General features: G+C 74.8%; 20 protein-coding genes. 10 read left to right on the forward strand and 10 right to left on the reverse strand.

Annotation, left to right across the window (positions count from 1 at the left end; translation table 11 throughout):
* The first annotated feature begins 12 nt into the window (after window positions 1-12).
* The gene (locus tag ACIBNE_RS33035) at window positions 13-525 is read left to right on the forward strand and encodes a SigE family RNA polymerase sigma factor (RefSeq protein WP_399278174.1); all 513 of its coding nucleotides are present in this window, start codon (window positions 13-15) and stop codon (window positions 523-525) included.
* Between the two features lie 53 nt (window positions 526-578).
* Window positions 579-1,823, forward strand: a complete 1,245-nt coding sequence (locus ACIBNE_RS33040; RefSeq protein ID WP_399278176.1) for a hypothetical protein — start codon at window positions 579-581, stop codon at window positions 1,821-1,823.
* A 95-nt stretch (window positions 1,824-1,918) separates the two neighbouring features.
* Here ACIBNE_RS33040 and ACIBNE_RS33045 read toward each other — a convergent pair whose 3' ends face one another.
* From ACIBNE_RS33045 to ACIBNE_RS33060, 4 genes are all read right to left on the reverse strand, one after another.
* On the reverse strand, window positions 1,919-3,610 hold the full coding sequence (locus ACIBNE_RS33045; protein WP_399278178.1) for a bifunctional 3'-5' exonuclease/DNA polymerase: 1,692 nt from the start codon (window positions 3,608-3,610) through the stop codon (window positions 1,919-1,921).
* 210 nt (window positions 3,611-3,820) lie between these two features.
* Window positions 3,821-5,896, reverse strand: a complete 2,076-nt coding sequence (locus ACIBNE_RS33050) for an FtsX-like permease family protein (RefSeq protein ID WP_399278180.1) — start codon at window positions 5,894-5,896, stop codon at window positions 3,821-3,823.
* Window positions 5,890-6,717, reverse strand: coding sequence for an ABC transporter ATP-binding protein (locus ACIBNE_RS33055; RefSeq protein WP_399278182.1), 828 nt, complete (start codon window positions 6,715-6,717; stop codon window positions 5,890-5,892). Before ACIBNE_RS33055 ends, ACIBNE_RS33050 begins: the two co-directional genes overlap by 7 nt.
* A gap of 254 nt (window positions 6,718-6,971) precedes the next feature.
* Window positions 6,972-7,838, reverse strand: a complete 867-nt coding sequence (locus ACIBNE_RS33060) for an NAD(P)H-binding protein (protein WP_399278184.1) — start codon at window positions 7,836-7,838, stop codon at window positions 6,972-6,974.
* Window positions 7,839-7,919: 81 nt separating this feature from the next.
* Between ACIBNE_RS33060 and ACIBNE_RS33065 the strand changes: the two genes are divergently transcribed.
* Together ACIBNE_RS33065 and ACIBNE_RS33070 are read left to right on the forward strand one after the other, a co-directional pair.
* Window positions 7,920-8,408 carry a winged helix-turn-helix transcriptional regulator gene (locus ACIBNE_RS33065; protein ID WP_399278185.1) on the forward strand — a complete coding sequence of 163 codons (489 nt, stop codon included), beginning with the start codon at window positions 7,920-7,922 and terminating at the stop codon, window positions 8,406-8,408.
* Complete coding sequence (locus ACIBNE_RS33070; RefSeq protein WP_399278187.1) at window positions 8,405-9,568, forward strand: DUF2786 domain-containing protein; 1,164 nt, start codon at window positions 8,405-8,407, stop codon at window positions 9,566-9,568. The genes ACIBNE_RS33065 and ACIBNE_RS33070 overlap by 4 nt, the downstream gene beginning before the upstream one ends.
* A gap of 157 nt (window positions 9,569-9,725) precedes the next feature.
* Here the strand turns inward: ACIBNE_RS33070 and ACIBNE_RS33075 are convergent, their stop codons facing one another.
* Genes ACIBNE_RS33075 through ACIBNE_RS33085 form a run of 3 tightly spaced genes read right to left on the reverse strand, consistent with a single transcriptional unit; the run spans window position 9,726 to window position 12,374 of the window.
* Window positions 9,726-10,223 (reverse strand): hypothetical protein, encoded by a 498-nt coding sequence (locus ACIBNE_RS33075; protein WP_399278189.1) that lies wholly within the window; start codon window positions 10,221-10,223, stop codon window positions 9,726-9,728.
* Window positions 10,220-11,686 carry an ATP-binding protein gene (locus ACIBNE_RS33080; RefSeq protein WP_399278191.1) on the reverse strand — a complete coding sequence of 489 codons (1,467 nt, stop codon included), beginning with the start codon at window positions 11,684-11,686 and terminating at the stop codon, window positions 10,220-10,222. The genes ACIBNE_RS33075 and ACIBNE_RS33080 overlap by 4 nt, the downstream gene beginning before the upstream one ends.
* A 1-nt stretch (window position 11,687) precedes the next feature.
* Window positions 11,688-12,374 carry a response regulator transcription factor gene (locus ACIBNE_RS33085; RefSeq protein ID WP_399278193.1) on the reverse strand — a complete coding sequence of 229 codons (687 nt, stop codon included), beginning with the start codon at window positions 12,372-12,374 and terminating at the stop codon, window positions 11,688-11,690.
* 133 nt (window positions 12,375-12,507) lie between these two features.
* Between ACIBNE_RS33085 and ACIBNE_RS33090 the strand changes: the two genes are divergently transcribed.
* The 4 genes from ACIBNE_RS33090 to ACIBNE_RS33105 are packed head-to-tail and all read left to right on the forward strand — an operon-like array spanning window position 12,508 to window position 16,264.
* Window positions 12,508-13,167, forward strand: coding sequence for a hypothetical protein (locus ACIBNE_RS33090; RefSeq protein WP_399278195.1), 660 nt, complete (start codon window positions 12,508-12,510; stop codon window positions 13,165-13,167).
* Window positions 13,168-14,271 carry a peptidoglycan-binding protein gene (locus ACIBNE_RS33095; protein WP_399278197.1) on the forward strand — a complete coding sequence of 368 codons (1,104 nt, stop codon included), beginning with the start codon at window positions 13,168-13,170 and terminating at the stop codon, window positions 14,269-14,271.
* Window positions 14,272-14,297: 26 nt separating this feature from the next.
* Window positions 14,298-14,990, forward strand: a complete 693-nt coding sequence (locus tag ACIBNE_RS33100; protein ID WP_399278370.1) for an ABC transporter ATP-binding protein — start codon at window positions 14,298-14,300, stop codon at window positions 14,988-14,990.
* Entirely contained in the window at window positions 14,987-16,264 is a 1,278-nt protein-coding gene (locus ACIBNE_RS33105; protein WP_399278199.1) for an ABC transporter permease, read from the forward strand. Before ACIBNE_RS33100 ends, ACIBNE_RS33105 begins: the two co-directional genes overlap by 4 nt.
* A 47-nt stretch (window positions 16,265-16,311) precedes the next feature.
* Here ACIBNE_RS33105 and ACIBNE_RS33110 read toward each other — a convergent pair whose 3' ends face one another.
* Window positions 16,312-16,770, reverse strand: coding sequence for a carboxymuconolactone decarboxylase family protein (locus ACIBNE_RS33110; RefSeq protein WP_399278201.1), 459 nt, complete (start codon window positions 16,768-16,770; stop codon window positions 16,312-16,314).
* A 141-nt stretch (window positions 16,771-16,911) separates the two neighbouring features.
* Between ACIBNE_RS33110 and ACIBNE_RS33115 the strand changes: the two genes are divergently transcribed.
* Window positions 16,912-19,080 (forward strand): FUSC family protein, encoded by a 2,169-nt coding sequence (locus ACIBNE_RS33115; RefSeq protein ID WP_399278203.1) that lies wholly within the window; start codon window positions 16,912-16,914, stop codon window positions 19,078-19,080.
* An 86-nt stretch (window positions 19,081-19,166) separates the two neighbouring features.
* Here the strand turns inward: ACIBNE_RS33115 and ACIBNE_RS33120 are convergent, their stop codons facing one another.
* Window positions 19,167-19,700, reverse strand: coding sequence for a hypothetical protein (locus tag ACIBNE_RS33120; protein WP_399278205.1), 534 nt, complete (start codon window positions 19,698-19,700; stop codon window positions 19,167-19,169).
* A gap of 282 nt (window positions 19,701-19,982) precedes the next feature.
* Between ACIBNE_RS33120 and ACIBNE_RS33125 the strand changes: the two genes are divergently transcribed.
* Window positions 19,983-20,219: a DUF397 domain-containing protein gene (locus ACIBNE_RS33125; RefSeq protein ID WP_399278207.1), complete on the forward strand. Its 237-nt coding sequence runs from the start codon at window positions 19,983-19,985 to the stop codon at window positions 20,217-20,219.
* A gap of 133 nt (window positions 20,220-20,352) precedes the next feature.
* Here the strand turns inward: ACIBNE_RS33125 and ACIBNE_RS33130 are convergent, their stop codons facing one another.
* A complete protein-coding gene (locus ACIBNE_RS33130) occupies window positions 20,353-20,886 on the reverse strand; it encodes an ATP-binding protein (RefSeq protein WP_399278209.1) in 534 nt (177 codons plus the stop codon).
* Window positions 20,887-21,008 lie beyond the last annotated feature (122 nt).

The following is a 21,008-nucleotide window of genomic DNA, read 5'->3' on the forward strand; positions in this document are numbered from 1 at the left end:
AACGGGGAGGGCATGAGAAGCGCACGTGCGGAGGAGTTCCGTGAGTTCGCGGCCGGGTGCACAGGGCGGCTCTACCGCTCGGCCTGTCTGCTGACCAGCGGCGACACGCATCTCGCCGAGGATCTGGTGCAGGAGACGCTGGGGCGGATGTACGTCAGGTGGGGGCGCCTCACGAAGATCGACAACCCTGCCGCGTACGCCCAGACCGTTCTCGTACGCACCTTCCTCTCCTATCGACGGCGTCGGTCGGCGGCCGAGCGTCCGACCGGTGAACTGCCCGACACCGCACCGGGACTGACCGACGACCCCGCGCTGCGCGTCGCGCTGCTCCAGGCGCTCGGCGGGCTGCCGCCCAAGGACCGGGCGGTGGTGGTGCTGCGCTACTGGGAGGACCGCAGCATCGAGGAGACGGCGGACGCGATGAACGTCAGCTCCGCCGCCGTACGCACCAGGGCGACGCGCGCCCTGGCCAGGCTGCGGGACGCGCTCGGCCCCAGCCTCATGGAGTCCAGCCTCATGGGCTGACCCTGCCGGGTCGGCCGTCTTGACCTTCTGTACGACTGGAGTGGTGGTTCACCGTGTCCTTGAATGAAAACGGCAGGCCGGAGGAGGCCGGAGCGGCCGAAGGGGCCGACGACGTCGGTGTGCTGGTCAGGCGCGCCGGGGAGACCTTCGTGCCCGCCGCGCCCGGGGCGCTCGCCGAGGCCGGCATCCTGCGCGGACGCCGGAGGCTGGTCCGCCGCCGGGTGACCGCCGCGGTCGGCAGCGCGCTGGCGTTCACGCTGATCGCGGGCGGCGCGGTGTACGGCGGGGAGCTGCTGCGCCGGGACGAGGGAGTGTCCGCGGCCGGTTCGCCCGCGACGCGGCTCGAAGTCTCGGCGGCGCAGATGGCCAAGATCCTGGAGAACGCCCTCGACGTCAACGGCCCCTACCTGTCCAAGACGCACGTGGAGGCCGACGGCAGCACCGGAGGCGCCCGGCCCACGGCGAAGGCGTCCATGACGTTCGACGACAGCACCGGCTGGGCCCGGGTCGACGTCGCGGTGCGGCGCGTCGACCCCAAGTCCGACGCGGCGAAGCAGTTGCTGACCTGCCCGAAGGACGACGACGTCGAGTCCTGCACACCGGGCGCCGACAACCGCGTGCTGAAGCTGCGCAAGACCGACCGGGGCGTACTGGAGTGGCAGGTCGCCCTGGTCGGCAGGTACGGATACGCCGTCGAGGTCAGTGAGTTCAACGCGCGGGACGAGAACGAGGAGACGCGGCGGGCGAGGCTGCCGATGACCGTACGCAGGCTCCAGGACGTCGCGCGGTTCGTGGACGCCTCGTTCGACGAGGTCGGCAGGGTCGCCCCGACAGAGGGCTGGAAGATCCTGGCGTCCCTGCTCCCCGAGCGGCTTGAGGTGCGCAGGCACTCCGAGAACCAGGGCAACGGGGAGCTGTGGGTGTACGACCCGAAGACGCGGGCGACCACGTACATCAACGCGTTCAGGATCGTCTTCCCGAAGAAGGAGTTCCCCGAGGCGCTGCCCAACGAGGTCCGGCGGGCGTCCCGCCAGGTGAAGGGGGAGAAGACCGGCGTGGTGCTGCGGGAGGCGGACGTCTGGCGGCCCTTCCTGACCCAGTGGCGGATCTCCGCGTACAACGCGGAGTCGCCCAAGGGGCGCGCCACCACGGCCGAGCCCGCGCTCACCCTGGAAGAGGTGAAGGCGATCGCGGCGGATCCGGCGTGGCTGGTCGAGCGGTTCGAGAGGAGCTCCGAGGAGCTGGAGGAGCGCGACGCGTACGAGAAGAAGCTCAGGGACGGCCGCGCCGGTTCCTGAGCGCGTCGTGCCGAGGGGCTCGTGCCGAAGGGTTCCTGCCGGGGGGCTCGTGCCGAGGGGCTCCTTACTCCCGGAGGCCCCTCGGCACCGGCGCGTCACTTCGCGTCCGAATAGCGCTCCACGACCGCCGTGGTGAACGGGAAGTGCACCGGGGTCTCGCCGAACGCGATCCGCCCGGCCAGCTCGCCCGCCTCGCGGATCGCCCGCGCCACGGCCCCGGCCTCCTCCTCGGGGCAGTGCACGATCACCTCGTCGTGCTGGAAGAAGACCAGCTGCGCGCGCATGTCCCAGGTCGCCCTGCGCAGCGCCGCCAGCATCAGCAGCGCCCAGTCGGCCGCGCTGCCCTGCACCACGAAGTTGCGCGTGAAGCGGCCCCTGGCGCGGGCGTTGCTCGACGCGTACCCCGGGGTGAACCCGCTCTCGGGCGCGGCGGACTCCGGCTCCTCCTGGGGGATCCCGGCCTCCTCGTCGGCGTCGCCCGCGCCGGCCGCGGGCGGGCTGGTGCGGCCCAGCCACGTGCGCACCAGGCGGCCCTCCTCGCCCGCCTTCGCCGCCTCGTCCACGTACGCCACGGCGAGCGGGAAGCGGCGGCGCAGCGCGGCGAGGTTCTTCAGGCCGTCGCCCGAGGTCTGGCCGTAGACCGCGCCGAGCACCGCCAGCTTGGCGTGGTCGCGGTCGCCCGCGAACGCCCGCGCGGACAGCCGGGTGTACAGGTCCTCGTCGCTGCCCGCGACCTCCATCAGGCCCCGGTCGCGGGAGATCGCGGCGAGCACCCGCGGCTCCATCTGGTCGGCGTCGGCCACGACCAGGCGCCAGCCCTCGTCCGCGACGACCGCCCGCCGTATCACCTTGGGGATCTGGAGAGCGCCGCCGCCGTTGGTGGTCCAGCGCCCGCTGACCGTGCCGCCCGGGGTGAACTCCGGGCGGAACCGGCCGTCGCGCACCCAGTCCTGGAGCCAGCTCCAGCCGTGCGCCGTCCAGATGCGGTAGAGCTTCTTGTACGCGATCAGGGGCGCGACCGCCGGGTGGTCGAGCTCCTCCAGCTCCCAGCGGCGGGTGGACTTGACCTTGATGCCCGCTTTGGCGAACGCCTTCACCACGTCCGCGGGCAGGTCGGGGCGGACGCGGTGGCCGAACGCGGCGGAGACCTCGTCCGCGAGCTCGGCGAGCCTGCGGGGTTCGCCGCCGCCCGCGTAGCGCTCGCCGAGGAGTTCGCGCAGCACCTCGCGGTGGACGTCGGCGCGCCAGGGCAGGCCCGCGGCGTGCATCTCGGCGGCGACCAGCATGCCCGCGGACTCGGCGGCGGTGAGCAGGCGCATCCGGTCCGGGTGCTCGGCCGCCGCGTGCCTCCGCTGTTGCTCGGCGTAGACCTCGACGAGCGCGTCGAAGGGGAGCGCGGTGGTGGGGGCCGGGTCGAAGAGGGAGTCCTGGGAGCCGGGGACCGCGGCCCTCGGGGGCGGGTCCCGGGGGACCGGGGCGTTGTGGAGCCTCGCCCAGGCGGCGGCGGCCGAGCGGGGTTCGCCGAGGCGGCCCTCGTGGCCGAGGAGGAGGAGTTCCGCGGCCTCGATGTCGTAGCAGCGCTCCACGCGGACGCCTGCGGCGAGCAGGCGGGGGTAGACCTCCTGGGTCGCGCGCCAGACCCAGCGCCGGACGTGCGGTCTGGCGCGGACCGCCGCCACGAGGTCCGGCTCCTCGGTGGGTCCGCCGGCGGGGCGGCCCTCTTCCGTGAGGGGGGTGAGGAGGGCGCCGTGGTTCCCGTGGGGGGTGAGGGCCCAACGTTCGGTCATGTTCGCGAGTGTTGCAGGCGGCACTGACAGTGGGCGTGAGCCGTGGGGCGAGCCCGCTCGGGGGCGGGTTGGCCGGTGCGGCATCTGCCCCCCCGCTCCCGCGCAGTTCCCCGTGCGGCATCTGCCCCGCTCCCGCGCAGTTCCCCGTGCCCCTGGCGGGGCGCGCCCGTGCTCGCGTACGGGTGGCCGCACGGCCCTGGCCGGGCTCGTTCAGCGCCGCACCCTCGGTACCGCGTACGCCACCGCCGCGCACGTCAGTGCCACCGCCGCCGTCTCCCACGGCACCCGTACCCGCACCGGCGCCCCCAGCAGCGACAGTGCCGTGCCCAGGCCGCCCAGGTTGACCGCCGTCACCGCCGCGCCCAGCACCACGCCCACCGCCACCGCGAACAGCGCCTCGCCCGCCGCCACCCGCCGCACCTGGCCGCGCGTCGCCCCCGCGAGGCGCAGCGCCGCGAGTTCGGGGGCTCTGGCGCGTACCGCCATGAGCAGGGTGCCCACCAGGGACAGCACCGCGTACACGAGCGCGATGCCCAGGATCAGGAGCATGCTGAGCCTGGTCTGCGCGCCCGTCCCCGGGCGGGTGGCCGACAGCCACGCCTCCGCCGTGCGCACCTCCCCGCCGGTCGCCGCCAGTGCCCGCGGGTCCGCCCCCGCGGGCAGGGTCGCCTCGATCCGGTCCACCCGCGCCCCCGGCGCGTTCGCCGCCGTCACGTACGCCCCGTTGTCGCCGGTCCCCTCCGCCAGGACCGCCACGATCCGCAGCGTCGCCGGGCTGCCGTCGCCGCGCCACAGGTCGACGCTCTCGCCGACGGTGTGCCCGGCCCACTCCTCGTTGACGATCACCGAGCGGTCGTCGAGGTCCCGTACGTCGCCCGCGACCACCGGCAGCCGCGTCAGCGCGGCGAACGCCGCCGGATCGGCCACCGCGCGCGCCTCGGACGCGACGAGCGCGGTGCCCTCCTCCCGTACGTACAGCGCGGTGGACGCGGTCGGCGAGAGCGTCGCGCCCGGGACGGCGACCGGCTTCAGGTCCCGCCCCGTCACCACCAGCTCCGCGCCCGTGCGCGCCCGCGCCTCCGCCGCCTTGGACGCCGCGACCGACTGGGCCGAGCCGAGCAGCGAGCCCGCCAGCGCGACCGTCACCAGGGCCGGTGCCGCGACCGCCGCCGTACGCCGCCGGGAGGCCGTCGCGCCCGCCCGTACGAGCATCCCGGTCGCCCCCGGCAGCCGCAGCAGCCGCGCCACGGGCCGCACCAGCAGCGGGGCGAGCGCCGCCGCCGCGGTGATCAGGACCATCGGCTGGGTGACGTACGTCTTGCGCTTCAGCAGCCCCGAGGGGTCCGTCCACAGGGTCCACGCGAGGAGCCCCAGCGCGCAGGCCAGCAGCGCGAATCCGGCGAGCCGCCGGCCCAGGGGCAGTGCGTCCGCCTCCACGTCCGCCTCGCGCAGCGCGGCCAGCGGACCGGTGCGCCCGGCGCGCCGCGCCGCGGCCCACGCTCCGGCGAGCGCCACGGCGACACCCGTCCAGAAGGCGGTGTGCAGCGGCCAGGCGGCGTCCTTGATCGTGAACCAGTGCGGGGCGTGGCCGCCGTCCACCAGCGCCCGCGCCAGCCACGGTGCCGCGAGGCGGCCGAGCGCGCATCCGGCGGCGGAGGCGAGCGCGCCGACCACGGCGGCCTCCGCGAGGAGCATCCGGCGCACCTGCCCCGGCGTCGCGCCGGTCGCCCGCAGCAGTCCCAGCTCCCTGCGGCGCAGCGCGACGGCGAACGCGAAGGCGGACGCGGTGACGAAGACCGAGACGAAGGCGGCGACCCCGCCCGAGGTGCCGAGCAGCGCGTTGACGGTCATCAGGGCCTCGTCGTCGCGGTGCGGGTCGGGGTTGGCGCGGCGGCGGTCGTCGCCGGTGAGGACCTGGGCGCGGTCGCCGACGAGGCGGCGTACGGCGGCGGGTTCCGCGCTCACGCCCACGGCGTCGGGGTTCGCGTCCCGTACGACGGGGCCGAGCGTGCGGAGTTCGGCCAGGAGTTCGTTGTCCACAGGGTGTGGATGAGCGAGCGGCTTGGAGAGGGGGCGGTGCTCGCCCGGCACGGTCAGGGTGTCCCGCCCCTTCACGATCACAGGTGAGGAGGCGAACCGTTCGACGCCGCGCTCGGGCGCGTCGAAGGACGAGGCGAGGCCCAGGCCCATGGTGGCGACCAGGGCGGCGCCGAGCGCGAGCGCGACGAAGGGGGCGGCGAGGGCCGACCAGCGGGAGCGGAGGGAGGAGAGGACGAGGGTCAGCACGCGGTGCGCTCCGGGGCGTTCGTGAGCGCGGTGCGCCCGGGGGCGGTCGCGGGAGCGGTGTGCCCGGGGGCGGTCGCGCACGTCGTACGGTCCGGTCCCGCCGCACCCGGCAGGTCGGCCGCGCTCTCCAGGCCCGCCATGCGGGCCGCGACGCCCTCCGCCGAGGGCGCTTCGAGCTCGTCCGTGATCCGGCCGTCCACCAGGAAGACCACCCGGTCCGCGTGGGCGGCGGCCACCGGGTCGTGCGTGACCATCACGACCGTCTGCCCGTCCGTGTCGACGAGGCCGCGCAGCATCGCCAGGACCTGGCGGCTCGTCACGGTGTCGAGCGCGCCCGTCGGTTCGTCGCCGAAGAGGACGTCGGGGCGGGTGATCAGCGCGCGGGCGAGCGCGACGCGCTGCTGCTGGCCGCCGGACAGCTCGCCGGGCCGGTGCCCTGCGCGCCCGCCGAGCCCCACGCGCTCCAGGGCCGTGCGCACCTCCGCCCGTGCGGGCCGCCGCCCCGCGAGCCGCAGCGGAAGGGCCACGTTCTGCGCGGCGGTCAGCGAGGGCAGCAGGTTGAACGCCTGGAACACGAAGCCGATCCGCTCGCGCCGCAGCAGGGTCAGCCGCCGCTCGGTCAGCTCCGTCAGCTCGGTCTCCCCGATCCGTACGCTGCCGGAAGTGGGCCGGTCGAGACCGGCGGCGCACTGCAACAGCGTCGACTTGCCCGAGCCGGACGGGCCCATGATCGCGGTGAACGTCCCCCGGGGGACGGCGAGGTCGACGCCGTCGAGGGCGCGGACGTCGCGGTGGAAGCGGCGGAGTGCGGTGAGGCGCACGGCGGTCGACCCAGTGGCCGGGGTCGACCCAGTGGCAGGGGCCGACCCACCGCCTGCGGTCGACCTCGTGCCTGTGGTCGGCTCTGTGCCCGTGGTCGGTTCCGTGCCTGCGGTCGGCTTCGCGCCTGCGGTTCGCTTCATGCCCCAAGCCAACCGCCGTACGCCGCGCGGAACACGACCACTGGAGGGCGTCCCGGGGGTATGCCTGGCCCTACCCCCTTCCGGGGCGCGGGCCGGTCCTCGTCCCCTGTCTCCTATCCCTTGTCTCCTACTCCCTTGACCGCTGCCGCGTACACCTCGGCCGCCGACCTCGGCGCGCGCCCCAGCAGCTCGCGGAGGTCCCCTGTCCCGGTCCCGATCGACGTCCCGGTCCCGATCGACGTGCCGTCCAGGAAGCCGGCCGCTATCGCGGAGTACGTGGACGCCAGCATCGGGACCTGGAAGTCCTTCACGCCCGACGCCGCGACCGCGCTCCGCGCCCGCGCCAGCGTCACCGGGGCGTACGTCGCGCCCGTCGCCGCCGCCAGTTCCGCGCCGCCCAGGGGCTCCTCGCCGACCAGTTCGTACACGCGGCCCGCGTGCGCCGCCGGGTCCAGGGCGACGCGGACCGCCGCGTCCGCCAGGTCCTCGCGGGCCACGGCCGCCAGCCGCCCGTCCGCCAGCGGCGCGGTGATCACGCCGTCGGCGTCCGGCCCCGCGACGTACGCCAGGAACTCCGCGTACAGCCCGTTGCGCAGCACCGTCCACGCGAGCGAGGCGGAGGCGCGCAGCCGCCGTTCCGTCCAGCGGTGCGCCAGTGCGTACGTGAGGTGGTCGCCGTCGCCCGAGAGGCTGGTGTAGATCAGGTGCCGCACCCCCGCCTCCTCGGCCGCCGCGATCGCCGCACCGTGCCGGGCGATCACCTCGTCGTCCTCGCCCTCGCCCGCCGATACCAGCAGCAGGGTCTCCACCCCGGCGAACGCCTCCGCCAGCGACGACGGGTCGTCGAAGTCGACGCGGCGCCGCCGTACGGGGTCGTCCCCGGCTCCCGTACGGCTGCCGAGCAGGACGTCCGCGCGCCCCGCGAGACGCTCCGCGACCAGCGAGCCGAGCGCTCCCGACACTCCGGTGACGAGCAGCATGGTTCCCCCTGATGAGTGGTTTGACCCGGTGACTGGGACCATTGTGATCAGCGGGTTCCACGGGTGTAAGGAGGCACTTTGATGTCAGTGGGGCACACGGAGGTAACCACCCCGGTGGTCGTCTGCGAGACCTCCCAGCAGGAGTGCGGGGTCCGCGACGTCCTGGACCGGCTCGGCGACCGCTGGTCGGTGATCGTCGTGGTCGAGCTGGCCGCGGGCTTCAAGCGCTTCAGGGAACTCCAGCGCGCCGTGGACGGCATTTCGCAGCGCATGCTCACCCTCACGCTGCGCCGCCTGGAGCGCGACGGCCTCGTGCTGCGCACGGTCTACCCCACGGTCCCCGCGCAGGTCGAGTACGAGCTGACCGCGATGGGGCACAGCTTCACGCACCTCATCAAGGCGCTCGGCGACTGGTCGATCGGCCACCGCGACGCGATCGCCGAGGCGCGGCGCGACTACGACGCGACCGCCGGAGCGGCGGCAGCGGCGGCAGCGGCTACGGCGGCTACGGCGGCGGCTACGGGAGCCGCGGCGGGCCGGACGAGGAACACGGAGGGCTCCGGGGCGTGAGCGGGACCGAATCGACCGTCGCGCGGGCCTTCGCCGCCGCGCTCTACGCGCAGGACGACCACGGCCTCGACACCGGCGCCTCGCTGCTCGCCGCCGACCCGGCGGCCGACGCGGAACTGCGGCTGCGCGGCGTCGAGTTCGTGCGCCGCGCCTGGGAGCGCGGCTGGCAGCCCGCCGACGTCGTGCGGGCCGTGCGGCGCGCACTCGACGAACACCACGTCCGGCTCGCCGCCGAGCTGGTTCTCGCGGAGGTCGTGCGGTACGGCGAGGGCGGTCTTCCGCCGCGCTGGCGGGGACAGTTGGACGCGCTGGAACGGGAGGGGGCGTGGAGCTCCGACCGGTTCTCGTACGCCACGGCCGTGCTGGAGCTGTACCGGGCACTGCTCCGGCTGCCCGCGATCGAGCCCGTCGGGCCCGTGCCGGGGGAGCCCGGGGGGCCCGGGGGCCCCGCCTCCGCCCTGCCGCCGCCGCACGCGGGGGAGTCCAAGGTGCTCGGGCGCATCCGGGCGCTGCTCGCCAAGGCGGAGGGGACGAACTTCCCCGACGAGGCGGAGGCGTTGACCGCGAAGGCCCAGGAGCTGATGGCGCGGCACACCGTCGACGAGGCGCTGCTCGCTTCCCGTACGCCCACCGGGGAAACGCCCGGGGCGTGCCGGATCGGGGTCGACGCGCCGTACGAGACCGCGAAGGCGATCCTGCTCGACGCGGTCGCCTCCGCCAACCACTGCCGGGCCGTGTGGAACGGGGAGTTGGGGTTCACGACGGTCGTCGGCTTCGAGGCGGACCTGGAGCAGATCGAGCTGCTCTACACCTCGCTGCTGGTGCAGGGCACGGCCGCGATGACGCGCGCGGAGGCGGAGCAGCGGGCGGGGGGACGCAAGCGGACGAAGACGTTCCGGCAGGCGTTCCTGATGGCGTACGCGCATCGGCTCGGCGGGCGCCTCGCGGAGGTCGGCGAGCGGGTGGCGGCGGCCGGGGAGGGGTCGCTGCTGCCGGTGCTGGCGGCGCGGGACGTGGCGGTCGCGGACCGCGCGGACGTGATGTTCCCGAAGACGGTGCGGACGCGGGTGCGGGGCGTGGACGACGCGGCGGGTTGGGAGCGGGGGACCGAGGCGGCGGACCGGGCGGCGGTCCGGGGACGGGGGCGGCTGGAGGGGTAGGGGGCGGCGCGGGGGCGGGCCCGCCCGGGGCGGGTGGGTACGCGCGGCGTGTGCCCCGCTCCCGCGCGGTTCCCCGCGCCCCTACGGGGGCGCACCTGGGCTCGCGCCCGCGCGGCGGAGCCGCACATCGGACACAGGCCCGCGCCCCGTCCTGAGGTCACCCCTCCAGGAACAACGAGCATCTGAACGGGCCCCGGTCCCCCTCGTCCGTCACCTTCAGCGTGACCTGGACGTCGTTGGCGCGCACCTTCGGTGCCAGTACCGCCTGGGCGCGGGCCAGGGTGCACACCAGTTGCTCCCGCGCGAGCCGTTCCCGCTCCCCGGAGAGGTCGTAGAGCGAGTGGACGGTGACCCGGTCGCCCGTGCCGCGCGCCTCCCGTACGTCCCTGACCAGCGTGCGCAGCCCCGCCTCCGCGGCCACGCCCGGTTCCGGGCCCGAGCCCAGCAGTTTCAGCGCCCCGTCCAGGCTGACCTCCGCCTCCGGTCTGGACACGCCCTTCAACTGGCCGTTCTCCGTGACGAAGTACAGCCGCAGGCCCTTGGCCGCACCGGTCGCCGACTCGCCCGCGTCTATCACCCCGGTCGGCCGCACCCCGCACCCCGCGACCACCGCCACGAGCGCGGCGGCGCCGCACACCGCCGTACGGATCCTCATCGCCGCCCGTCCTCCTCCGCCGCCCGCAGCGGCAGCCGCAAGGTGAACACCGCCCCGCCCTCCGTACCGTTCGCCGCCTCGATCGTGCCGCCGTGCAGGCGCGCGTTCTCCAGTGCGATCGCCGTGCCCAGGCCGCTCCCGCCCCCGCCCGCCGTACGGGTCCTCGCCGCGTCGCCCTTGTAGAAGCGGTCGAAGACCCGCGCCAGCACCTCGGGCGGCAGCCCGGGGCCGGAGTCCGACACCCGTACCGTCAGCCGGTCGTCCGCGACCGTTGCCGCGACCTCCACCGGCTCCGCCCCGTGCCGCAGCGCGTTGCCGACCAGGTTGGCCACGATCACGTCCACCCGGCGGCGGTCCAGCACCGCCCGTACGCCCTCGGGGAGGCGGACGGCCACCCGGTCCGACCAGCCGCGCAGCGCCAGCGTGCCGCGCACCAGCTCGGCGACGTCCGTCCGGGCGAGGTTCAGCCGCGCCGCGCCCGAGTCGAAGCGGGACATCTCCATCAGCTCGTCCACCAGCCGCGCGAGCTTCGCGGTCTCCGCGCTGACCGTGCGCGCCGCGTGCGCCGCGTCCGGCGGGAGCTGGTCGGCGTCCTCGTCCAGGACGGTCGCCACCATGGTCATCGCGGCCAGCGGCGTGCGCAGTTCGTGCGAGACGTCCGCGACGAACCGCCGCGCCCGCTCCTCCTGCGCGCGCAGCTCGCTCACCGAGGCCTGGAGCGCGTCCGCCGTGTCGTTGAAGTCCCGGGCCAGGTCGGCGAGTTCGTCGCGGCCCTTGGCCTCGACCCGGCTGGCGAGGTCGCCTTCGGCGAGCCGCCGCGTGGCCCGGCCCAGCTTCCGCACGGGCCGCAGCACGGTCCCCGCCGCGAGCAGCGCCAGCACGGCTGCGAGCAGCACCACCGGTACGAGGCCCTTGCGGACCGCGTCCAACAGTCCTGCCGTGTCCTCCTGTTCGGGCCGCAGCGAGACGATCGCGAAGGCTTCGAGGCCGGACGGCGGTCCCGCCGCGTGCCGGATCCCGGAGTCGAAGGTCACGGGCGTGCCGACCACCACGTACGGCTCGCCGGCCCGCTCGACCCGCTGGAAGCTCATCCGGTTGCGCTCGCGCACCGCGGCGCGCAGCTCGGCGGTGATCCTGCCGCGGTCCGCGTACCGGTCCGACGCCTCCTCCAACTGCCCGAAGCGGGCCACCACCACGGGCGAGCCGCCGAGCCCGGCCGACACGTCGGAGGCGAACCGGGCCAGCGAGGCCCGCGTCGGCGGCACGTCCGTCTCGGGGGCGACGGCGGCGATCCGGGCCCTGAGGTCGGCGGCCGCGTTGTCCTGGGCGCGCTTGAGCACGGCGGTGCGCGACTCGCGGTAGGCGAGCGCGGTCGCGGTCACCGCGCTGACCAGCGCGACCAGCACGAAGACGACGACGAGCCTGGTGCGCAGCCCGCCCAGGAGGCGTACCTTCGCGGGCACCTCACACCGGCCCGAAGCGGTAGCCGAAGCCCCGTACGGTCTGGATGTACCGCGGCTTCGCCGCCACGTCCTCGATCTTGGCGCGCAGCCGTCCCACCGCCGCGTCCACCAGCCGGGAGTCCCCGAGGAAGTCGTGCTCCCAGACCGACTTCAGGAGCTGCTCCCTGCTGAACACCCGGCCGGGCGACGCGGACAGCTCCAGGAGCAGCCGCAGTTCCGTCGGGGGCAGCGGGACGGGCGCGCCGCGCCTGGTGACGGTCAGGCCCGCGCGGTCGATGACGAGGCCCGCGTGCTCCTCGCCCCGCACGGCGGACGCGACCGGCTCAGCGCGGCGCAGCGCCGCCCTGATGCGGGCCTCCAGGACGGGCGCGGTCACCGGCTTCACCACGTAGTCGTCCGCGCCCGCCTCCAGGCCGTCCACGACGTCCCGGTCGTCGCCGCGCGCGGTCAGCATGATCACCGGCAGGGTCGCGCCGCTCGCCCGGACGCGGCGGCACACCTCGAAGCCGTCCATGCCGGGCAGCATCAGGTCGAGCACGGCCAGCTCGACGCCCGTGCCGCGGGCCAGCAGCGCGAGGGCCTGCTCGCCGGTGGCGGCGACGGACACCTCGTAGCCGTGGCGGCGCAGCACCAGCTCCATCCCGTCGCGTACGGACGCGTCGTCCTCGATCAGCAGAACATGCGGCATGGGCCGATTATGTGCGAGGAACCGCCCAGGTCAGCGGTGCTGGGCGGGGCGGAGGGCGGGCTCGGGCGCATTGTTACGTTCCCATCATGCGGCCATGCACCGGCCACCATGTGGGCGGCCGACAGTGACGGCCATGACCCGAACCCACGCCCGAGCCCACGCCCTCACCCACTCCCGTTCCCGGCTGCGCGCCGCCGCGCTCCTCGCCGCCCCCGTCCTCGCGTTCGCCGTCGCCTGCGGCGGCGGTGACGGCGGCGGTACGAAGAAGGCCGACGCCATCGCCGAAGTCCCCGAGGAGACCGCGCCGAAGACCGGCCCGCAGGCCGGGCAGGCCGCGAAGAAGCCCGAGGGCAAGGGCGCGTTCTACGACGCGCAGGTCAAGTACGTGCAGTGCATGCGCACCAAGGGCGGCGCCAAGGACTTCCCCGATCCCAAGCTCAGCGGCCACCTCGACCAGGGGAAGATCGCCGTCGTCGTGGAGGAGGTCGGCGACACCGCGATCTACAAGGGCGGCAAGGACGGCGTCTGCTTCCCCGAGATGTCGAAGGCGATGGAGCTGGAGCCGCCGCGCGACAAGCAGAAGGACTACGAGTCGATGCTGGCGCACGCCAAGTGCATGCGCGACAACGGCGTCTCGAAGTTCACCAACCCCACGATGTCCGGCGGCAACGTGATGCCGGGCGGCGACCCCAACCCCGCGTCGCCGGAGCTGGACCACGATTCGCCCGCGTACAAGCAGGCCCGCGAGACCTGCAAGGACAAGCTGCTCGACGGCCTCGACGGGATGCAGTAGATGGGCCGGCACAGGAGCCGCAAGAAGTGGGCCGCGGCCGGGACGCTGGTCGCGGTCGCCGCGGCCGGGGCGGGCGCGCTGGCGCTGCGGGGCGGCGACGGGGACGCGGGCGGCGGCCGTACGGGGCCGCCCGCCACGGCGGCCGTCGTGCGTACCGACCTCGTCCAGTCCAAGACGGTCGACGGGAAGCTGGACTTCGCGGAGCGCCGCGCGGTGAAGGCCGCCGTCGAGGGCACGGTCACGGTCGCCGCCGCCCCGGGCCGGACCGTGGCGCGCGGCGAGGCGCTGTACGAGCTGAACGACAAGCCGGTGACGCTGCTGTACGGGCCGGTGCCGATGTTCCGCGAGATGAAGAACGGCGACCGGGGCTCCGACGTGCTGCAACTGGAGCGGAACCTCGCGGCGCTCGGCTACGACGTGCGCCCCGACGTCTGGTACGGCAAGGACACCGAGGCGGCGGTGAAGCGCTGGCAGAAGTCCCTCAACCGCGCGACGACCGGCAGGGTCGGCAAGGGGGACGTGGTCTTCCAGCCCGAGCGGGTCAAGGTCGTCGAGGCGGACGCGCTCCTCGCCGACCAGGTGGGCGCGGACACGGCGGTGCTCACGGTCGCGTCGACCAAGCCGGTCGTACGGGCCGGGCTGGACCAGGCCGACGCGGCGTTGACCGCGCCCGGCACCCGGGTCGAGGTGACGCTGGGCAGCGGGAGGACCGTGCGCGGCAAGGTCACGGGGACGGTGCGCGAGAGCGCGGGCGACGAGGCGGCGGGCGGCTCGGGCGGCGGCGGTGCGCGCGGCGACGGGATCACCGTCGAGGTCACCCTGGACGAGGGGAAGGGGGCCGTGTCGGGCGAGGACGCGCGGGCGACGGCGAGCGTGAGGTTCGTCAGCGAGGCCCGCAAGGGCGTGCTCGCGGTGCCGGTGGAGGCGGTGGTCGCGCTGCGCGGCGAGAGCGGCGGGTACGGCCTGGAGATCGTCACGGGTACGGGCGGGAACGCGGGCACGCGCCTGATCCGCGTGGAGACCGGCATGACGACGGACGGGCGGATCGAGGTCAGCGCGCCCGAGCTGAAGGAGGGCATGAAGGTCGGGGTGGCTAAGCAGTGAGCGGCGAAGTGGTGAGCGGCGAGGCGGTGAGCGGCCGAGCTGCGAAGGACACGGCGGTGCCCGTCGTCGAGTTGCTGGACGCCACCAAGACGTACCCCGGTCCGGTCCACGCCCTGCGCGGCGTGACGCTGCGGGTCGACGCGGGCGAACTCCTCGCCATCGTCGGCCCGTCGGGCTCGGGGAAGTCCACCGTGCTCAACATCGTCGGGACCCTGGACCGGCCGACCACCGGCACGGTGCGGGTCGCCGGGTACGACGTCGGATCGCTCTCCGACGCCCAGCTCTCCGCGCTGCGCGCCCGGCACATCGGCTTCGTCTTCCAGCACTTCCACCTCGCGCCCGGCCGGGACGCGGTCGACAACGTCGCGGACGGCCTGCTGTACGCGGGCGTCCCCCTCAAGGAGCGAAGGGCCCGCTCCCGTAAGGCACTTGAGCGCGTCGGCCTCGGCCACCGCCTGGGCCACCGGCCGAACGAGCTGTCCGGCGGCGAGAAGCAGCGCGTGGCGATCGCCCGCGCGCTGGTGGGGGAGCCCTCGCTGCTGCTGGCCGACGAGCCGACGGGCGCGCTGGACACCGCGTCGGGCGCGGTGGTCATGGACCTGCTGCACGAGCTGAACGCCGAGGGGACCACGGTCTGCGTGATCACCCACGACAACGAGATCGCGGACGCGCTGCCGCGCAGGGTCCGCTTCCGCGACGGCGAGGTGGTCCACGCATGACGGCCGCGGACACCCCCTCGTACGCGAAGACCCCCGCGCCCCCGTGTTCCGCACCCCCGAGTTCCGAACCCCCGCTTTCCGCGCCCCCGCGCCTCAGGCCCGCCCGGCTCCTGCCGCGCGACGTCCTGCGCACCGGGGCCGTCGGGCTGCGGGCCAGACGGGCCCGCGTGGTGCTCTCTGCGCTCGGCATCGCGATCGGCATCGCCACGATGGTCGCCGTCGTCGGGCTCTCCGAGTCCAGCCGCGCCGACCTGATGGCCAGGCTGGACCGGCTCGGCACGAACCTGCTCACGGTCGAGGGCGGCGAGGACGCGCGGGGCGGGCAGCTGAAGCTGCCCAAGTCGGCCGTGGCGATGGTCGAGCGCATCGGCCCCGTCCAGCACGCCACCGCCACCGGGAACGTCGACGCGCGCATCCGCCGCAGCGACGTCGTCCCCGCCGAGCGGGCCGCGGGCGTCACCACCCAGGCCGCCCGCCCCGACCTGCTGGCCGCGCTCGGCGCCGAGGTCGACCGGGGCGTGTGGCTGAACTCCGCGAGCGAGCACCTGCCGGTCACGGTCCTCGGCACGGTCGCGGCCGAGCGGCTCGGCATCACCGAGCCGGGCGCCAAGATCATGATGGACGACACCCACGTGGTCGTCGTCGGCATCCTCAAGCCCGTCGAGCTGTTCCCCACGCTCGACCGGGTCGCGCTCGTGGGCTTCCCCGCGGCCGAGAGGCACTTCGGGTTCGACGGCCACCCCACCACGGTCTTCGAGCGCTCCACGGACGCCTCGGTCGAGGACGTGCGGGCGGTCCTGCCGCGCACGGTGAACCCGGGCGGGGCGGGCGGCGTCAAGGTCTCCCGCCCCTCCGACGCGCTCGCCGCGAAGGCCGCGACCGACGAGGGCCTGACCACCCTGATGCTGGGCCTCGGCGCGGTCGCGCTGCTGGTCGGCGGGGTGGGCGTGGCCAACACCATGGTCATCTCGGTCCTTGAGCGCCGCTCCGAGATCGGGCTGCGCCGCTCGCTGGGCGCCACCAGGAACGCCGTCAGGCTCCAGTTCCTCACCGAGTCCCTGCTGCTGTCCGCGCTGGGCGGTGCGACGGGCGCGGTGCTGGGGGCGGCGGCGACGGGTGCCTTCGCGTACGCGCAGGGGTGGACGGCGGTGGTGCCGCCCTGGGCCCTGGCGGGCGGCTTCGGCGCGACGCTGGCGATCGGCGCGGTGGCCGGGCTCTACCCGGCGATCAGGGCGGCCAGGATGCACCCGACGGAGGCGCTCAACGCGACGTGAGGCCGGGGGCGGGCGGCGGGGGAGGGGGCCCGCCGCCCGTACCGCCGTCACCAGGTCTGCGTGCCCGCGGGCTGCCGGGTGGTGACGTTGATGCGGTTGAAGAGGTTGGTGACGCCGATCCACAGCACCAGCGACGCGAGCTGCTTCTCGTCGTAGTGGTCGGCCGCCGCGTCCCAGACCGCGTCCGGCACGGCGTCCGGGTTGTCGGCGATCCGGGTCACGTACTCGGCCAGGGCCAGCGCGGCGCGCTCCTCGTCCGAGAAGTGCGGCGACTCCCGCCAGGCGGCGACCGCGTGCAGCCGCTCGTCGGTCTCGCCGGACTTCTTCGCCGACCTCACCCCGAACTCCACGCAGAAGCCGCAGGCGTTGACCTGGCTGGCGCGCAGGTGGACCAGTTCCAGCGTGGACTCGGGGACGCCGCCCTTCTTCGCGGCCTCGATCAGCCCGAAGATCGCGGGCATGGCCTCGGGGATGACGGTGGCGGGGTTCTGCATGCGAGCCTTCACGGTGTGCTCCTTCTTCGCGGTTCCTCGTTGCCTTCACAGCACTGACCGATCGCGGGGAGCGAATGTGACAGCTTCCGGGAAAGAGATTTTCCGGCGCCCGTAAAGTCCGGCTCGTCCCCTCTTGCGACTAGGCTCGTGCGCATGAGCTGGCTCCGGGCGCTGAAGGAGACCGCCCGCTCGGGCCTGACGATCGAGCGGCGGCGTCTCGAACCGCTGATCGCCGTGCGCGGAGCCGCCGGGCTCGCCCTGGTGATCGGGGTGAGCCTCACCCTCTTCGGGCCCGCCGTCGCCGCCAGCTCGGCGTTCGGCGCGTTCCAGGCGGCGATCGCCACCTTCCAGCGCAGCTGGCGCCCCCGGCCCGTGCTCGCCCTCGTGTCCGGCGCGAGCCTCGCCGTCTCCACCTTCACCGGCTACCTCACGGGCTCCCACCCCGCGCTCTTCCTGGCGCTGCTGGCCCTGTGGACGTTCCTCTCCGGCCTGGCCTGGGCCACCGGACCGACCGTCGGCATCATCGCCTCGTCCAACGTGGCGATCATGCTGGTCACGGTCACCCTGCCCGCCTCCGTCGCCGAGGCCGCCGGGCACGCCGCGATGATCGCCTTCGGCGGGGTCGTCCAGGCCGCGCTGGTCGTCCTCTTCCCCGTACGCAGATGGGGCGCCCAGCGCGACGCGCTCGCCGACGCCCTGGCCGCCGAGGCGGACTACGCGCGCAGGCTGCGCCACGACCCCGTCGCGCCCTTCGACCCGCAGCCCCTGATGACCGCCAGGCTCGCCGCCGCCGTCAGCGAGCGCCAGGCCCGCCGCCGCCCCGCCGAGCTGCACGGCACCCGGGGCCTCGCCGAGCGCGTCCGCCCGGTCCTCGCGTCCCTCGCCGACCCCGCGATCGGGGTGCCCGCCGAGGGCCCCGAGCGCGACCGGGTCCGCGAACTGCTCGCCGCCGCGGGCTCCGTCCTGGACGCCGCCGCCCGCGCGATCCGGCAGGGCGAGCCGGTCAAGGCCCCGCCCGCCGCCCTGGCCGCGCTGCGCACCCCGGACACCGGCGCGATCCTGCACGGCCCGGCCCGCCGCGCGGCCACCCGGCTCTCCGCGCTGCTGGCCGACGTGCTGGAGACCGCCCAGGGCCAGGGCACCGGCGAGGGCGGCGGCGCGGGCACCGGCGCGGGCGGCGGAGCGGGGCAGGACGGCGGAAAGGGCAGGGGCGGCGACCCGCACCGCCCGCGCGCCACCCTGCCGAGCCTCGTCCCCGTCGCGCTGCGCACCATGCGCGCCGAGCTGCGCGCCGACTCGCCGGTCCTGCGCCACGCGGTGCGCGTCACGGCCGTCGCCACCACCGGCTACCTGCTGGGCGGCGCGCTGCCGCTGGGCCACGGCTACTGGGCGCCCATGACGTCCGTGATGGTGATGCGCCCCGACTTCTCGCAGACCTACGCCCGCTCGGTGGCCCGCTTCGGCGGCACCCTGGTCGGCGTCGCGCTCGCCACGGCGGTGGTCAGGGCGGCGCACCCGGACACGTACACCTCGGGGGCGATCGCGGTCGTCTGCGCCTTCGCGATGTACCTGGTGATGCGGACGGGGTACGCGGCGGCCAACGTCTGCATCTCCGCGTACGTGGTGTTCCTGCTCGGCATGGCGGGCACCGACTGGTCCCAGTCCGTGCCCGAGCGGGTGGTCCTCACGCTGCTCGGCGGGTTCCTGGCGATGGCCGCGTACGCCGTCTACCCGGCCTGGGAGACGCCCAGGCTGCGCACCCGCCTCGCGGACTGGCTGACCGCCGACGGCCGGTACGCGGCGGCGGTCGTCGCGCACTACGCGGACCCGCCCGGGGCGGCGGCCGAAGGGCGGGCGGGCGGCGAGGGGCGCGACCTGTCCGACGTGCGGGCGGCCCTGCTCGGTGCCAGGGAGGCCCGCATCGCCTGGCAGGACGCGCTGGCGCGGGCCGCCGACGAGCCCGTCAGGCACCGCGGCCTGTCCCGCGCGGCGGCCGACGGCGCCGGGCACGCGCTGGCCCAGCTCGCCCGGGTCGCCATGCTCCTCGAAGCCCACCTCCCGGACCGGGGCGCGGCCCGGGTGCCCGGCGCGGCCCGGCTCGCGGACGCGCTGCGCCGCTCGACGGAGGAGGGCGCGCGGGCGGTGCGGGAGCGCAGGGCGCCCGCCTGGGAGGAGGTCAGGGCGGAGCTGGCGCGCTGGGACGGCGACGCGGTGCCCGATCCCGACCCGGTGCTGCGCAAGGGGGCGGGGCTGCTGCTGGCCGCGCTGGACGAGCTGGCCGAGGCGCTGGCGGACGCGCCCGCCGAGCGCGCGAAGGGCTGACCGGAGGGCGGGAAGCCGAGAAGACCAGAGAAGACAGAAGAGGGCGGTCGGCCGCCGCCGACCGCCCCCTTCCTGCTACCGGTCCGTCAGGGCTGCGGGAGCTCGGGGATGTCACCGGCCTCGGGGACGTCGCCGGCCCCGGGGACCTTCGACATGTCGGGGAGCTTGCCGGGCTCCGTCTTCGTCAGGGTGTCGGACTTGCCCGCGTCCCAGGAGACGGTGATCGACGTGCCGTCGTTGGACTCGACCGAGCCCATGGTGCGGTCGGTGTTCCCGTCGGCGCAGGTCAGCGAGAGCGTCACCTTGCCCTTGCTCTTCGCGGTGCCCGAGCAGACGTGGCCGTCGGCCACCAGCACGGCCTGCTCGCCCTTGACACTGAGCACCACGGGCTTGGCGCCGCCCACCGACATCCAGCTGCCCTCGACGGACTCGTCGCCGCCCTTGGCGGCGCCGTCGTCCTTCTTGTCGTCGCCGCCCGTGGCGGCACCCGTGCCGCCCGACGTGGACTTCTCCTCCTTGCCCTTGCCGGAGTCGCCCTTGTCGTCGCTGCCGCAGCCGGTCAGTGCGAGGAGCGCGGCGAGCCCTGCCGCGGTCACACCGTTTCGTACGAGCTTGTGCACGTTTGCTGTCCCCCTAGTCGGATCCAAGAACGCGTCAAGCTACCAGGGCGGCTCCGCTTCCAGATGTGGTGACTTCGCGGTGACCGTGGCCGAAAGGGCATCCGATCGGCCGCGGAACGCGTCTGTAGGTGTACGGGGGTCCAGACGGCGGCGGTGCTGTAACCGAATAAGCACCCCGCGTGCACGTGCATCCGCTCATGCATCCGCTCATGCATCTGCATATGAACACGGCTATGATCCCCAAAAGTTGACACCTGCACCTTGCAACTCGGGGAGCGTCCTGTGCACCACGTGTACAACGGCATGGCGGCCACAGAGCTTCACGGAGTCGTCTGGCAGAAGAGCAGGCACAGCAACTCCCAGGGATCCTGCGTGGAGTTCGCGAAGCTGCCGGGAGGGAACGTCGCCATGCGCAACTCGAACTTCCCCGACGGGCCCGCCCTGGTCTACACGCCCGCGGAGATAGAGGCGCTGCTGCTCGGGGTGAAGGACGGCGAGTTCGACCACCTGGTCGCCTGATCACCAACCGCCCCTGTGCGCGCGGTGGTCGGCGCGCGCCGCCCGGCGGCACGTGTCAGCGCGCGGGGCCCCGGTGCGGCGCGCTCGCCCCCGGCCCCCGGCCCGGGGGCGAGCGGTCCGCTCGGCGGTTGGTCTACTCGGCGGGCTCGGCCGCCGGAAGGCGGAACAGCGCCCACACGACCTTGCCGTGCAGCGCGCCCGCCAGGGGGTGCCAGCCCCAGCTGTCGCTGAAGGAGTCCACGAGGAACAGGCCGCGCCCGCACTCCGCGGAGTCCGGCGCCTCGCCCGCGACGGGGCTCTCCCCGCTGGGGTCGCGCACCGCGCACACCAGTCGCGAGGTCCAGTGCATCAGGTGGAGCCGTACGGGAGGCTGCCCGTGCACGCCGGGCTCGCGCTCCTCGTGCGCCGCGTCGGCCGCGGTCACGTCGGCGGGCAGGGCGTGCCGCAGTGCGTTGGTGACGAGCTCGGACACGACCAGGGCCACGTCGTCGAACCGGTCGCCCAGGTCCCATTTGCGCAGTGTCGCCCTGGTGAACTGCCGTGCGCTGCGTACTGCTTCGTACCGAGGGGGCAGTGCGCACGAGGCGGAGCTGGAGACGGTCGAAGGATCGACGGGCGGCAGACCCTGTCTTAAGGGCTCGACCATGGTCGATCCATTCGTCCCCATGCGAGGCACTCCCCGGTTTCGCGGCCGTAGCGTCACTGCGGTGGCACAGCTCAAACACTGGTCAAACGGCGTCACAACACGAACGAGCACGCAGGTGCGCGGGGACCATCGTTCCGAACGCG

It is taken from the genome of Streptomyces sp. NPDC050504 (genome assembly GCF_044458065.1).
Classification (GTDB): Bacteria; Actinomycetota; Actinomycetes; order Streptomycetales; family Streptomycetaceae; genus Streptomyces.